The sequence below is a fragment of the Micromonospora sp. NPDC005197 genome, from assembly GCF_040608295.1.
Classification (GTDB): Bacteria; Actinomycetota; Actinomycetes; order Mycobacteriales; family Micromonosporaceae; genus Micromonospora.
This window is the reverse complement of sequence record NZ_JBEXHY010000133.1, coordinates 1-13336: the sequence shown is the minus strand read 5'-3', so window position 1 is coordinate 13336 and position 13336 is coordinate 1. Positions and strand designations below refer to the sequence as shown.

14 protein-coding genes are annotated in these 13336 nt (G+C 72.4%); 12 read left to right on the top strand and 2 right to left on the bottom strand.

The window, feature by feature from the left end:
• From ABZU46_RS27180 to ABZU46_RS27170, 3 genes are all read left to right on the top strand, one after another.
• A partial coding sequence (locus tag ABZU46_RS27180) for a M24 family metallopeptidase (protein ID WP_354862196.1) occupies window positions 1–748 on the top strand: 748 nt, incomplete at its 5' end.
• The gene (locus ABZU46_RS27175) at window positions 745–1887 is read left to right on the top strand and encodes an acyl-CoA dehydrogenase family protein (RefSeq protein WP_354862194.1); all 1143 of its coding nucleotides are present in this window, start codon (window positions 745–747) and stop codon (window positions 1885–1887) included. The genes ABZU46_RS27180 and ABZU46_RS27175, both read left to right, overlap by 4 nt.
• A 63-nt stretch (window positions 1888–1950) precedes the next feature.
• Entirely contained in the window at window positions 1951–2457 is a 507-nt protein-coding gene (locus ABZU46_RS27170) for an Lrp/AsnC family transcriptional regulator (RefSeq protein ID WP_007460055.1), read from the top strand.
• Here ABZU46_RS27170 and ABZU46_RS27165 read toward each other — a convergent pair.
• A complete protein-coding gene (locus ABZU46_RS27165) occupies window positions 2387–2998 on the bottom strand; it encodes a histidine phosphatase family protein (RefSeq protein ID WP_354862192.1) in 612 nt (203 codons plus the stop codon). The genes ABZU46_RS27170 and ABZU46_RS27165 overlap by 71 nt on opposite strands.
• 156 nt (window positions 2999–3154) lie before the next feature.
• Here ABZU46_RS27165 and ABZU46_RS27160 point away from each other — a divergent pair, with 156 nt between their 5' ends.
• The 3 genes from ABZU46_RS27160 (at window position 3155) to ABZU46_RS27150 (ending at window position 4866) form a co-directional block, all read left to right on the top strand.
• Complete coding sequence (locus ABZU46_RS27160) at window positions 3155–3349, top strand: CsbD family protein (protein ID WP_354862191.1); 195 nt, start codon at window positions 3155–3157, stop codon at window positions 3347–3349.
• Window positions 3350–3423: 74 nt separating this feature from the next.
• Complete coding sequence (locus tag ABZU46_RS27155; protein ID WP_354862189.1) at window positions 3424–3765, top strand: YnfA family protein; 342 nt, start codon at window positions 3424–3426, stop codon at window positions 3763–3765.
• A gap of 276 nt (window positions 3766–4041) precedes the next feature.
• Complete coding sequence (locus ABZU46_RS27150) at window positions 4042–4866, top strand: polysaccharide deacetylase family protein (RefSeq protein ID WP_354862187.1); 825 nt, start codon at window positions 4042–4044, stop codon at window positions 4864–4866.
• A gap of 25 nt (window positions 4867–4891) precedes the next feature.
• Here ABZU46_RS27150 and ABZU46_RS27145 read toward each other — a convergent pair whose 3' ends face one another.
• Entirely contained in the window at window positions 4892–6304 is a 1413-nt protein-coding gene (locus ABZU46_RS27145; RefSeq protein ID WP_354862186.1) for a lysine 2,3-aminomutase, read from the bottom strand.
• A 124-nt stretch (window positions 6305–6428) separates the two neighbouring features.
• Between ABZU46_RS27145 and ABZU46_RS27140 the strand changes: the two genes are divergently transcribed.
• From ABZU46_RS27140 to ABZU46_RS27115, 6 genes are read left to right on the top strand one after another with little or no spacing between them, the layout of a single operon-like run.
• Entirely contained in the window at window positions 6429–7478 is a 1050-nt protein-coding gene (locus ABZU46_RS27140; RefSeq protein WP_354862198.1) for a zinc-binding alcohol dehydrogenase, read from the top strand.
• Window positions 7479–7482: 4 nt separating this feature from the next.
• Window positions 7483–9048: an amidohydrolase gene (locus ABZU46_RS27135; protein ID WP_354862184.1), complete on the top strand. Its 1566-nt coding sequence runs from the start codon at window positions 7483–7485 to the stop codon at window positions 9046–9048.
• Window positions 9045–10604 carry a lysine 5,6-aminomutase subunit alpha gene (locus ABZU46_RS27130; RefSeq protein ID WP_354862182.1) on the top strand — a complete coding sequence of 520 codons (1560 nt, stop codon included), beginning with the start codon at window positions 9045–9047 and terminating at the stop codon, window positions 10602–10604. The genes ABZU46_RS27135 and ABZU46_RS27130 overlap by 4 nt, the downstream gene beginning before the upstream one ends.
• Entirely contained in the window at window positions 10601–11350 is a 750-nt protein-coding gene (locus tag ABZU46_RS27125) for an OAM dimerization domain-containing protein (RefSeq protein ID WP_354862180.1), read from the top strand. Before ABZU46_RS27130 ends, ABZU46_RS27125 begins: the two co-directional genes overlap by 4 nt.
• Entirely contained in the window at window positions 11347–11754 is a 408-nt protein-coding gene (locus ABZU46_RS27120) for a hotdog domain-containing protein (protein ID WP_354862178.1), read from the top strand. Before ABZU46_RS27125 ends, ABZU46_RS27120 begins: the two co-directional genes overlap by 4 nt.
• A gap of 40 nt (window positions 11755–11794) precedes the next feature.
• A complete protein-coding gene (locus ABZU46_RS27115; protein ID WP_354862176.1) occupies window positions 11795–13132 on the top strand; it encodes a glutamate mutase L in 1338 nt (445 codons plus the stop codon).
• Window positions 13133–13336: the final 204 nt, after the last annotated feature.

Genomic DNA, 13336 nt, shown 5'->3' with positions numbered 1-13336 from the left:
CGCGGCGCCGGGCAGCGCCGCGCAGCGGCTCGCCGGCGAGGTGCTGCGCGAGCTGCGGATCCGCAAGTCCCCGGCGGAGGTCGCGGCGCTCGCCGAGGCGGGCGCGGCCATCGACGAGGTGCACCTGCGGATGGGCCAGTGGCTGCGCCCCGGCCGCACCGAGGCCGAGGTGGCGGCCGACATCGCGGCGGCGATCCGCGACGCCGGGCACGCCAGCGTCGACTTCGTCATCGTGGCCGCCGGCCCGAACGGGGCCAGCCCGCACCACGGCACCTCGGATCGGCCGATCGGCGCCGGCGAGCCGGTGGTGGTGGACATCGGCGGCACGATGCCGTCGGGCTACCGCTCGGACTGCACCCGCACCTACGTGGCGGGCGGGCCGGCGCCGGCCGACTTCGTGGACTACTACGCGGTGCTGCACGCCGCCCAGAGTGCGGCGGTGGCGGCGGTGCGTCCCGGGATCACCGGCGCCGCGGCCGACGCGGCGGCCCGGGAGCCGATCGCCGCCGCCGGTTACGGCGACGCTTTCCTGCACCGCACCGGGCACGGCATCGGCCTGGACGGTCACGAGGAGCCCTACCTGGTGGCCGGCAACGACCGGCCCCTGGAGGCCGGCATGGCGTTCTCCATCGAACCGGGCATCTACCTCGCGGGCCGGCACGGCGCCCGCATCGAGGACATCGTCGTCTGCACGACGGACGGCGTGCAGCGGCTCAACACCACCCCCACGGAGCTCATCGCGCTATGACTGTCGACCGGATCCTCCCCACCGACGAGGCCCACGACCTGCTGGACCTCGCCACCGAGCTGGCCGACCGCGAGCTCGCGCCGAAGGCCGCGAGCTTCGAGGAACGCGCCGAGTTCCCCCGCGAGGTGCTGCGCACCATCGGCCGCGCCGGCCTGCTCGGCCTGCCCTACGCCGAGGAACACGGCGGCGCGGCGCAGCCGTACGAGGTGTACCTGCAGGTGCTGGAGATCCTGGCCAGCCGGTGGCTGGCGGTCGCCGAGGCGGTCAGCGTGCACACCCTGAGCTGCTACCCGGTCGCCGCGTTCGGCAGCGCCGAGCAGCGCAAGCTCCTGCCCGACATGCTCGGCGGCGAGCTGCTCGGCGCGTACTGCCTCTCCGAGCCGCAGGGCGGCTCCGACGCGGCGGCGCTGAGCACCCGGGCGGTCCGCGACGGCGACGCGTACGTCGTCTCCGGCACCAAGGCGTGGATCACGCACGCCCAGGTGGCCGACTTCTACAACGTCTTCTGCCGCACCGGCGGGCCCGGCCCGAAGGGCATCTCCTGCCTGGTCGCCGACGCGGGCACTGCCGGCATCGCGCCGCAGGCCGCCGAGCGGACCATGGGGCTGCGGTCCTCGCCGGTGGCGCAGATCGCCTTCGAGGAGGCGCGGGTGCCGGCCGACCGGCTGGTCGGTGGCGAGGGGGCGGGCTTCACCATCGCGATGTCCGCGCTGGACTCGGGTCGACTGGGCATCGCCGCCTGCGCGGTCGGGCTGGCCCAGGCCGCGCTCGACTACGCCGTCGGCTACGCCCGGGAGCGACAGCAGTTCGGCCGGTCCATCATCGACTTCCAGGGCCTCGGCTTCCTGCTCGCCGACGCGGCGACCCAGATCTCCGCCGCCCGCGCGCTGACCCTGGCGGCGGCCCGGCTGCGCGACGCCGGGCGTCCGTACTCGATCGAGGCGGCGAAGGCGAAGCTCTTCGCCACCGACGTGGCGATGCGGGTGACCACCGACGCCGTGCAGGTGCTCGGCGGCGCCGGCTACGTGGCCGACCACCCGGTCGAGCGGTACATGCGCGAGGCGAAGGTGCTGCAGATCGTGGAGGGCACCAACCAGATCCAGCGGTTGGTGATCTCCCGGGCGCTCGCCAAGAGCTGAGCCGGCGGCCCAGCGCGGCGTTCGTCGTCGCCGTCGCGCCGATTTCCCGGTAGGTTGCTCGCCGTGGAGGAGATCGACCGCGCCATCGTCGCCGCGCTGACCGCTGACGGCCGTCTGTCGTACACCGACCTGGCCGAGAAGGTGGGGCTGTCGGTGTCCGCCGTGCACCAGCGGGTGCGCCGGCTGGAGCAGCGCGGGGTGCTCAAGGGGTACGCCGCCCGGGTGTCGTTCGAGGCGCTGGACCTGCCGTTGACCGCGTTCGTGGCGATCCGCCCGTTCGACCCGTCGCAGCCGGACGACGCGCCGGAGCGGCTGGCCCACCTGCCGGAGATCGACTCGTGCTATTCGGTGGCGGGGGAGGACTTCTACCTGCTGCTGGTGCGGGTGGCCAGCCCGGCGGACCTGGAGCGGGTGCTGCAGGAGATCCGCACCTCGGCGAACGTGACGACCCGGACGACTGTGGTGCTGTCCACGCCGTACGAGAACCGCCCGCCGAAGATCAGTGCCGGGGCACCGAGTCGGTCGCGGTCCCGGGCGCCGGAGGAGCCGGCTGGTTCCACCGCAGGATGACCTGCCGGCCGTGCTCGTGACCCAGCGCGCTGACCGTGGCGGTGTCCAGGCGCAGCCGTCCGCCGGCGGACGGGGGCAGCCCGATCCAGCGGGCGCCGAGCACCCGCAGGCTGTGCGCGTGGCCGACCAGTGCCACGGTGCCCCGGTCGAGCAGCGGGGTGACGCGGGCCAGTACCCGGTCGAGCCGGTCACCCACCTGCGCGGGTGACTCCCCGCCGGGGCAGCCGTCGGTCCAGATGTTCCAGTGCGGGTCGTCGTCGTGGATGTCGACGGTGGTGCGGCCCTCGTATTCGCCGTAGTTCCACTCGCTGAGGTCCTCGTCGACGTGGTCGACGGTGAGCCCGGCCAGCTGCGCGGTGCGCAGCGCCCGGGAGCGGGGACTGGCCAGGACGGTGACGAAGCGCCGGCCGGCCAGGAACGCGGCGAGGGTGCGGGCCTGTCGCTCGCCGTCGGGGGTCAGCTCCAGATCGGTGTACGAGGTGTGCCGCAGGCTGGCGCTCCAGGTGGTCTCGCCGTGCCGGATCAGCAGGAGCTCTCCCATGCGGCCAGTTAACCATCGCGCCGGGGCGGCCAGTGCCGCCCTCTCTCAACCTATCTTCCTAGGATGCCTTACGGGGTGTGCCGACCGGCACCACCGGTTTCGGCACCGGGAAACCGGGCAACCGAGCCTCGACAACCGCCAGACCGAGGAGGCGCGATGAGCTTCACCGAGAAGGCAAAGAACAAGGTTGAGCAGATGGCCGGCGCCGCGAGGGAGCGCGTCGGCGATATGACCGACAACGAGTCGATGCGTGGTGCGGGCGCGAGCCAGCAGGGTGACGCGCGTGCCAAGCAGGCCGGGCAGAACACCAAGGATGCCGGCAGCAAGATCAAGGACGCTTTCAACAAGTGACCTGAGCGGTCGTCGGGTCCCCGGGCAGGTGCTGCCCGGGGACCCGACGCGTGTGGGCCGTTAGGGTCGGCGGCGTGACTGTGCTCCGTTCCCTGGTGTTGTTCGTGCTGGCCGCCCTGGCCGAGATCGGCGGCGCGTGGCTGGTCTGGCAGGGTTGGCGGGAGCAGCGCGGCCTGTGGTGGATCGCCGCCGGCGTGGTCGCGTTGGGCTGTTACGGCTTCGTGGCCACGTTCCAGCCGGACGCCAACTTCGGCCGCATCCTGGCCGCGTACGGCGGGGTGTTCGTGGCGGGTTCGTTGGGCTGGGCGATGGTGGTGGACGGTTTCCGCCCGGACCGCTGGGACCTGACCGGCGCGGCCCTGTGCCTGCTCGGCGTCGCGGTCATCATGTACGCCCCGCGTGGGGGTTCCGCCTGACCCGCGCGCGGGTGACCTCGCGGGCGGTGTGTCCCTGGAAGGCGACATACCTCAGAGTCATATTCATACCTCTGAGGTATGTCGCTTACCGGAGCGGCACCGCCCAAGCGGGCCTGAGACGTGCCCCACGAGCCCTCGTGGGGCGCATGCGGGGGACAGTGAGGCGCTTTCGCTTCTGCGATGATCTGCAGCGTGATCCGAGCTGGGCTTCGCCCGTTTCTTGGCGTCGTGGTCGTGGCGGCCGTCCTCGGCAGTGCCGGGTGTGAAGCGTCCCGCGTGCCGCCCGCGGACCAGCCGATCTTCGTCGGCTCGGCCGCCTCGTCGAGCCCATCCACGCCGTCCGTCGCCTCGTCGGCCGGTGTCCCGTCGGCCGGTGTCCCGTCTCCGCCGGCGGTTGCCTCGGTGCCGGGCGCGACGCCGACCGGGACCAGGGCGCCGGTGGTGGACCACGGGCCGCGGACCGGTAACAAGGTCGCGTTGACCTTCGACGCGGACATGACCGACGCGATGTTGGGCAACCTGCGTGCCGGTCGGGTGAAGTCGTACGCCAATCTGCGCATCCTCGACCTGCTGGAACGGGAGCGGGTCCCGGCCACGTTCTTCCTGACCGGCAAGTGGGTGCAGCGGTATCCGGAGGTCACCCGGCGGATCGCGGGTAATCCGCGCTTCGAGTTGGCCAACCACACGTACGGGCACACGGCGTTCACCGGTCACTGCTACGACCTGCCCACGAAGCCGGTGAACGAGTTGCGCGGCGACGTGGCGAAGACGTTCGAGGTGATCGAACCGTACGGGGGTCGGCAGACCCGATACTTCCGTTTTCCAGGGCTCTGTCACGACGCGGCGGCGCTGGACGCGCTGGCCCCGCTCGGCGTGACGGTCGTCGACGGGGACGTGGTCAGCGGCGATCCGTTCGCGACCGCGTGGAAGCCGTTGGTGCGGGCGGTGGTGGACCACGCCCGCCCCGGGTCGGTGGTGATCATGCATGTGACCGAGGCGAACGCGGCGATGACCGATGAGGCGTTGCCGCACATCCTGGCCGGGCTGGCCGAGCGGGGGCTGGTGCCGGCCCCGCTGTCCGAGGTGCTGGCCGCCGGGTGAGTCGGCGGCCAGCACCTGCGGTGCGTCAGTCGTCGCGGTGGTCGTTCCACCACTGCTGGCCGCCCTCGGGCAGGGTGTCGATCGGGTCGTAGTAGGCGTAGCGCTTGTTGAGCGCCTCCAGGTCGGCGGACTCGATCGAGGTGCGGTAGTTCTTGGTCCAGTAGGAGATGCCGCGCTCACGGTCGTAGTCGGTGAGCATGTGCACCCAGCGCTTGCCGACGAAGGGCACGTCGCAGACGATCCGTGGGGTGGCGTAGCCGGGCAGGTAGCCCATGATGTCGTGCTGGAGCTGCTGGGCGTGCCAGACCGGGACGCGCCAGTGTTCGGCGTTGGGGATCATGTCGCACATGTAGAAGTAGTACGGCAGGATCCCGGCTTCGCCCTGCAGCGCGAAGCAGAGGTCGAGCAGTTCCGGGGTGGTGGCGTTGACGCCGCGCATGAGGACGCCCTGGTTGCGGACGTCGCGGACGCCGACGTCGAGGGCGGTCTGGGCGGCCTTGGCGACCAGTGGGGTGAGCGACTGGGCGTGGTTGACGTGGGTGTGGATGGCGAGGTTGACACCGCGGCGGGCTGCGGTGCGGGCGACGCGCTCCAGGCCCTCGACGACGTCGGGCTGCAGCCAGTGCTGGGGCAGGCCCATGAGGGCTTTGGTGGCGAGGCGGATGTCGCGGACCGTCTCCAGTTCCAGCAGGCGCATGAGGTACGACTCGAGGTTGCGCCACGGGACGTTGGCCACGTCGCCGCCGGAGACGACGACGTCGCGGACGCCGGGGTGGGCCTTGAGGTAGGCGATGTGGGCGTCGTAGCGGTCGACGGGCTTGAGGGTGAGTTTGAGCTTGTCGACGGCGGGGGTGGAGTTGCCGACCAGGTCCATGCGGGTGCAGTGGCCGCAGTACTGGGGGCAGGTGGAGAGCAGCTCGGCGAGGACCTTGGTGGGGTAGCGGTGGGTGAGACCTTCGGCGACCCACATGTCGTGCTCGTGCAGGCTGTCGCGGCTGGCGTAGGGGTGCGAGGGCCAGTCGGTGCGTCGGTCGGAGGCGACCGGGATCATGTAGCGGCGGATGGGGTCGGCGAGCAGCGCCTCGGTGGTCAGCGGCGTGAACGGCACCATCGTGTTGATCATTTGTGGCGGCACCAGCATGGACATGGTGGCCAGGGCCTTCTGGTCGGCCTCGAGGTCGGTGTAGAAGCTGTCGTCGACGAGGTCGCCGAAGACGGCGCGGAGCTGCTTGATGTTCTTGACGCAGTTGACGCGTTGCCACTGGGCGGATTCCCACTGGTCGCGGGTGACGGTGCGCCAGCCGGGGAAGCGGGTCCAGTCGGGTTCGACCAGGGGGCGGCGGTGGTATTCGTACGGCTGCCCGGCGGTCGGTACGGCGACCGGGGCGTGACGGGGTTGCGGGATGGTCTGGGTCACGGCCCCTCCTCGGTGGATCATCGAAGCTCGAAGGCTACTGGAAAATATTCGGTACAGAAACTAGTCTGCCGTAAGTTTTCCCGCTACGCGAGCCTTGACCGGGGCTTCGAGCGGCCGGACAGGGGAGGTCGGCGTGACGTCACCGGTGGGACTGCACCGCGTCGTGGAACCGGCGGGGGTGCTGCCGCAGGCGGCCTGGCGGCTGGACGCGTCCGCGGCGATCGCGCCGAACGAGGTGCGGATCCGGGTGGAGCGGCTGAACCTGGACGCGGCGAGTTTCCGGCAGCTGTCGGAGAAGCACGGCGGCGACGGGGCTGCCGTGCGCGCCGAGGTGCTGGAGATCATTTCCACACGGGGGAAGATGCAGAACCCGGTGACCGGCTCCGGCGGGATGCTGATCGGCACTGTCGAGGAGGCCGGTCGGCGGTCCCCGCTGGGGCTCAAGGCGGGTGAGCGGGTCGCCACGCTGGTGTCGTTGACGTTGACGCCCCTGGTGATCACCGACGGGCTGGCCCGCTGGGACGGCCGCAGTGAGCAGGTGCCGTGTGACGGGTGGGCGATCCTGTTCGCGCGGTCCATCGCGGCGGTGCTGCCCGACGACGAGGATCCGCAGTTGTCCCTGGCCGTGCTGGACGTGTGCGGGGCGCCCGCGCTGACCGCCCGGGTGGTGTCGCGCTACGTCGAGGAGCGTCGGCGTAGCGGTGATCCGACGCCGGTGCGGGTCGCGGTGATCGGCGGGGCCGGCAAGAGCGGGTCGCTGTCTCTGGCGGCGGCGCGACGTGCGGGCGCCGCGCGTACCGTCGGGGTGGTTCCGGTGGCGGCGGAGCGGGACGCGCTGACGGACGCCGGGCTGGCGTCGGTGGTGGCGTTGGCCGACGCGCGCGACCCGGTGGGGTTGTCCATGGCGGTGACCACCGCGCTGGGCGCTCCGGCGGACGTGACTGTGGTGTGCGTGGACGTGCCGGGCTGTGAGCACGGGGCGGTGCTTTCCACCGCGGACGGCGGCACGGTGATCTTCTTCTCGATGGCGACGAGCTTCTCCGCGGCGGCGTTGGGCGCGGAGGGGTTGGCGGCGGACGTGACGATGCTGGTGGGCAACGGGTACGTGCCGGGGCACGCGGAGTTGGCGTTGGGGCTGTTGCGCGCCGAGCCGGGGGTGCGTCGGCTGTTCGCGACGCGGATCGCGGCAGACTGAGGTCATGACGAACCCCTCGACGTTGTACCGCGGCGGCGTGCTGCACTGCCCCGCCGACCCGAGCGCGACCGCGCTGTTGGTGTCCGATGGGCGGATTGCCTGGTTGGGCACCGACGGTGACGCGCCGCCGGCCGACCGGGTGGTGGACCTGGACGGGGCGCTGGTGACGCCGGCCTTCGTGGACGCGCACGTGCACGCCACCGACACCGGGTTGGCGCTGTCCGGGCTGGAGCTGTCCGGGGTGCGCTCGGCGGGGCAGTTGCTCGACGCGGTGGCCGGGTTCGCGGCGGGGTTGCCGGCGGACGCGGTGGTGCTGGGGCACGGCTGGGACGAGTCCGGCTGGTCGGACGCGACGTTGCCGGACGCGGCGGCGTTGGACCGGGTGGCCGGTGGCCGGCGGGTGTACCTGTCGCAGGCGTCGATCCATTCGGCGTTGGTGTCGTCGGCGTTGCTGGCGGCGTGTCCGCAGGCGGCGCAGGCGGCCGGGTACGACGCGTCGGGCTGGTTGCGGCGCGACGCCCACCATGTGGTGCGGGCGGCGGCGCAGGGGTCGGTGACGCGGGCGCAGCGGGTCGCCGCGCAGCGGGTGGCGCTCGCGCACGCGGCGTCGTTGGGCATCGCCGCGGTGCACGAGTGCGGCGGTCCGGAGATCTCCGACGAGGAGGACTTCACCGGCCTGCTGGGCATCTCCGGGGCGGGGGTGCCGGAGGTGTACGGGTACTGGGGTGAGCTGGGTGGCGCGGCGCGGGCCCGGGAGTTGGGCGCGGTGGGCGCCGGGGGTGACCTGTTCGCGGACGGGGCGTTGGGGTCGCGCACGGCGCACGTGTCGCAGCCGTACGGCGACGGTGACGGCTGCGGGCACGGGTATCTCAGCGCCGAGCAGGTGCGTGATCACTTGCTGGACTGTGCGGCGCAGGGCCTGCAGGGCGGGTTTCACGCGATCGGGGACGCGGCGATCGACACGGTGCTCGACGGGTTCGCGGCGGCGGCGGCGACGCTGGGTGTGGAGCGGCTGCGCGCGGCCCGGCACCGCATCGAGCACGCGGAGATCATGAACAAGCGGATGATCGCGCGGTTCGTGGAGTACGGGATCGTGGCGAGCATGCAGCCGGCGTTCGACCGGTTGTGGGGCGGGGCGGGCCGGATGTACGAGGCGCGGTTGGGGTTGGACCGGTCGTTGGAGTCGAACCCGATGGGTGCGATGCACTCGGTGGGGGTGGCGTTGGCGTTCGGGTCGGATTCGCCGGTGACGCCGCTGGACCCGTGGGGGTCGGTGCGGGCGGCGGCGGCGCACCACAACCCGGCGCAGCGGATGAGTGTGCGTTCGGCGTTCGCGGCGCACACCCGCGGTGGGTGGCGGGCGGTGCACCTGGACGTCGAGGGTGTCCTGGCGCTGGGTGCGCCGGCGACGTTCGCGGTGTGGTCGACGCCGGCGGGGGTGGAACGGGGTCTGCCGGTGCTGGTGGCCGAGGACCCGGAGGTGCGGGGTCCGGACGATCCGACGCCGCTGCCGGTGTGCCGGCGGCTGGTGCTGCGTGGTGAGGTCATCTATGAGGAAGGGTCGTCGTGACCGGGAAACTTGACCTTGATCCGGTGTTGGTGGCGCGGGCGCGGGAGTTGGCGCGGCGGGCCGGGCAGCCGGTGGTCGACCTGGCCCGCAGCCACACGACGGTGTCGGTGGAGCGGGCGGTGCTGCGGCTGGCCGGGGTGAGCGGCGCCGACCCGGACGGCATTCCGTGGGTGAACCGGCTCGTGGACGCGGTCGCCGCGGACGTGGGATTGGGGCACGGGGTGGCGGTGCCGGTGTTCGACGCCCTCGCTCGCGAGGGGATCACGGATGTGACGTTGCTGGCGCAGAAGGCCGCCGCCGGGTCGGTGCGGTTCGCGCTGCCCAGCGGTCGGTCGGCGACGGCGGCCCGGTCGGCGGCCCGCAAGGCGGTCGGCGCGGGTATCCGGCGGATCGACCGGCGGCGCGCGGAGCGCGAGCGCCTCGTCAAGCGGCACGGGGACCCGAAGCAGCGGCCGTGGATCTACCTGATCGTGGCGACGGGCGACATCTACGAGGACATTCCGCAGGCGCAGGCGGCTGCACGCGCCGGTGCGGACGTCATCGCGGTGATCCGCTCGACGGGGCAGTCGTTGCTGGACTACGTGCCCGAGGGCGCGACCCGGGAGGGCTTCGCCGGCACGTACGCCACGCAGGAGAATTTCCGGTTGATGCGCGCGGCGCTGGACGAGTCGTCGAAGGAGCTGGGCCGCTACGTGCGGCTGACGAACTACGCGTCGGGGTTGTGCATGCCGGAGATGGCGATCCTGGCCGGGTTGGAACGGCTCGACATGATGCTCAACGACTCGATGTACGGGATCCTGTTCCGCGACATCAACCCGGTCCGTACGTTCGTCGACCAGCGGTTCTCCCGGCAGGTGCACGCCCGCGCCGGGATCATCATCAACACCGGTGAGGACAACTACCTGACCACCGCCGACGCGGTCGACGAGGCGCACACGGTGACGGTGTCGCAGCTGCTCAACGAGTTCTTCGCGCACGAGGCGGGCCTGGCGGACTGGCAGTTGGGCCTGGGGCACGCGTTCGAGATCAACCCGGAGGTGCCGGAGTCGTTCCGGTTGGAGTTGGCGCACGCGTTGCTGGCGCGGGAGTTGTTCCCGGACGCGCCGTTGAAGTGGATGCCGCCGACCAAGCACATGACCGGTGACGTGTTCCGGGGCAATCTGCTCGACGGGTTCTTCAACCTGGCGGGCGCGCTGACCGGTCAGGGCATCCTGCTGGTGGGGATGATGACCGAGGCGGTGGTGACGCCGTGGTTGTCCGACCGGGACATCGCCCTGCAGAACGTGCGCTACGTGCTGGGCGCTGCCGGTGGGCTGCACGAGGACTTCGTGCCGGCGGCGGGCGGGTTCATCCGCCGGCGCGCCAACCAGGTCCTCGGTGAGGCTCTGGACCTGTTGGAGCGCATCGGGGAGCAGACGCTGCTCACCGCAATCGCGGAGGGCACGTTCGGCATCATGAAGCGGCCGGCGGACCGCGGCAAGGGTCTGGACGGGGTCGCCGCGCACGAGGCCGACTACTGCAACCCGGCCACCGACATCCTGGAGGTCGCGGCGTGAGCAAGGCGATCGTGCGGCCGTACGGGGACACCACCGGCGACGGGATGGTGCAGGTCTCGTTCACCCTGCCGGTGGCCCACGACAAGCGGGCCGAGGGCGCGGCGGTGCAGCTGGCCAACAAGATGGGCATCGACCCGGCGATGGTGGTGCACGCCAAGCCGATGGGTGACGGATTCACGTTCTTCGTCGTGTACGGGCGGGTCAACCACCTCGTCGACGTCGACGCGGTGCAGGTGGTGGAACGGGACTTCCCGCTGCTGTCGGCCAAGGAGGTCAACACCGTCGTCAAGCAGCGGCTGCGCCGCAAGCTGTCGGTGGTCGGGGCGTGCATCGGCACCGACGCGCACACCGTGGGCATCGACGCGATCCTCAACGTCAAGGGCATCGCGGGCGAGAAGGGCCTGGAGTACTACCGGGAGTTGAAGGTCACCAACATGGGCGCGCAGGTCAGCGTGCCGGAGCTGGTGGAGGCCGCCCGGGTGGAGAAGGCCGACGCGGTGCTCGTGTCGCAGGTCGTCACCCAACGCGACGCGCACCTGCACAACACGCGGGAGATGTCGGCGGCGTTCCGGGAGGCCATGCCGGCGGGTAAGCGGCCCCTGTTGATCGTCGGCGGCCCCCGGTTCGACGAGTCGATGACCGACGAGTTGGGCGTGGACCGGATCTTCGGTCGGGGGACCACGCCCGGCGAGGTGGCCAGCTACCTCGTGCACGCCCTGATCACGCAGCGGAAGGCGATGGCATGACCGACACCAGGCTCGGGTTGACGGTGACGCACCGGCGGTACGTGCCGTACGCGCACGCCCACTACGCCGGCAACCTCGTCGACGGGGCGTACGCCCTCGGGTTGTTCGGCGACGTCGCCACGGAGGTGTGTATCCGCACGGACGGCGACGAGGGCCTGTTCGCCGGGTACTCCGACGTGCGGTTCACCGCGCCGATCCGCGCCGGTGACGTGGTGGAGGTGACCGCCCAGGTGTCCCGGGTGGGCAGTCGCAGCCGCACCCTGGAGTTGAGCTGCGCGGTGGTGTGTCGGGGTCGCCCGGACCGCTCCGCGTCCGCCGCCGAGGTTCTGGACCCGCCGATCGTCGCGGTCACGGCGACCGGCACCGTGGTCGTACCCGCCGCGTCAGTGAGTCGCGAGGAGTGAGCCGGGGTTGCGAGCCCCGCAGTCGCGAACAGGGAAACTCGTGACCCTGGCGGTCTGCGCGGACGTCGGCTCGACGTACACCAAGGCGGCCGTGGTGGACCTGGCCGCCGGTGTCCTCGTCGGCGCGGCGGCCGCGCCCACCACGGTGGGCAGCGACGTGCTGCACGGCCTGGACGCCGCCGTCGCGGCGGCCACCGCCGGGCTCGGGGCGCGGGACGTGCCGTGGTACGTCTGCTCGTCGGCCGGTGGTGGGTTGCGGCTGGCCGTGCTCGGCTACGAGGCGTTGGTGACCGCGCAGGCGGGCCGGCGGGTCGGGTTGTCGGCCGGCGCGCACGTGGTGCACGTGGCGGCCGGTCGGCTCGGCGCCGCCGACCTGACGGCGTTGCGGGCGGCCCGGCCGGACGTGGTGCTGCTCGTGGGCGGCACCGACGGCGGCGACGCCGACACGATCACCCACAACGCCACCCGCCTGGCCCGGGCCCGCTGGCGGGTGCCGGTCGTCCTGGCCGGCAACAGCGACGTCCGTGCGGAGTTGACCGGGCTGTTGGAGGCCGCCGGGGTGCCGGTGACCGGTGCGGACAACGTGCTGCCCCGCATCGGGGTGCTCGCCCCGGCGTCGGCGCGCGCGGCGATCCGCGCGGTGTTCCTGCGCCACGTCATCGGCGGCAAACGACTGTCCAGGGGCACCCGGTTCGCGCGGCTGGTGCGGGCGGCCACGCCCGACGCGGTCCTCACCGGCGTGGAGGTGCTCGCCGACACCATCGGTGGGGACCTCGCCGTCGTCGACGTGGGTGGGGCCACCACCGACGTGTACTCGGTCCTCACGCCCGACGAGCGGGCCACCGGGCCGGGCCGGGAGGTCGCGGGCAGTCTGTGGCGGGCCCGCACCGTCGAGGGCGATCTGGGCATGCGGTGGAGCGCCCCCGGCGTGGTGCGCGCCGCCGCCGAGGAGCGGCTGCTCGCCGCCGACGAGACCGACGGCCTGGCCGCCGCCGCCGACCGGCGGGCCGCCGACCCGTCGTTCCTGGCCGCCGACGACGTCGAACGGGCCGTGGACGCCCGGATCGCCACCCTGGCGGCGACGGTGGCGTTGCGCCGGCACGCCCGGGGCGCCGCCACCGGCGAGCGGGCCGGGCGGGACCTGCGCGACGTGCGGCTGCTGGTGGGCTCCGGTGGGGTGCTGCGGCACGCGCCCGCCGACGCGTCCGGGCAGGTCCTGGCGGCGGTCCTGGCCGATCACGCGGGCGGGTGGGCGCTGCCGCGCGCCGCCCGCGCGGTCGTCGACGTCGACTACGTGCTGGCCGCCGGTGGGTTGCTCGCCGAGGAGCACCGGACGGCCGCGGGGGCGCTGCTGCGCCACCATCTGAGCACGCAGTGAGACACGCCGACCCGACACGCCGTGGCGCAACACACGACAGGCCGGGGGTGGGTTGACAGGAGGCGGGGTGCAGCACGTACCGTCTTTGAGTCCTACCACGGGAAGCGGCTGTTGTTCGCTTCGTCCCTTCGTCCGCTGGCCGAGCGACATTTTCAGCGTCATCGTCGCGGCGGCCAGGTCCAGCGGGCGGGGGTCGGCGGGGCG

Coding starts and splice junctions, on each gene's coding strand:
- ABZU46_RS27160 (WP_354862191.1), top strand. CDS start 3,155: ATGAGCTTCACCGAGAAGGCAAAGAACAAGGTTGAGCAGATGGCCGGC.
- ABZU46_RS27120 (WP_354862178.1), top strand. CDS start 11,347: ATGACCGACACCAGGCTCGGGTTGACGGTGACGCACCGGCGGTACGTG.
- ABZU46_RS27175 (WP_354862194.1), top strand. CDS start 745: ATGACTGTCGACCGGATCCTCCCCACCGACGAGGCCCACGACCTGCTG.
- ABZU46_RS27145 (WP_354862186.1), bottom strand. CDS start 6,304: ATGATCCACCGAGGAGGGGCCGTGACCCAGACCATCCCGCAACCCCGT.
- ABZU46_RS27135 (WP_354862184.1), top strand. CDS start 7,483: ATGACGAACCCCTCGACGTTGTACCGCGGCGGCGTGCTGCACTGCCCC.
- ABZU46_RS27165 (WP_354862192.1), bottom strand. CDS start 2,998: ATGGGAGAGCTCCTGCTGATCCGGCACGGCGAGACCACCTGGAGCGCC.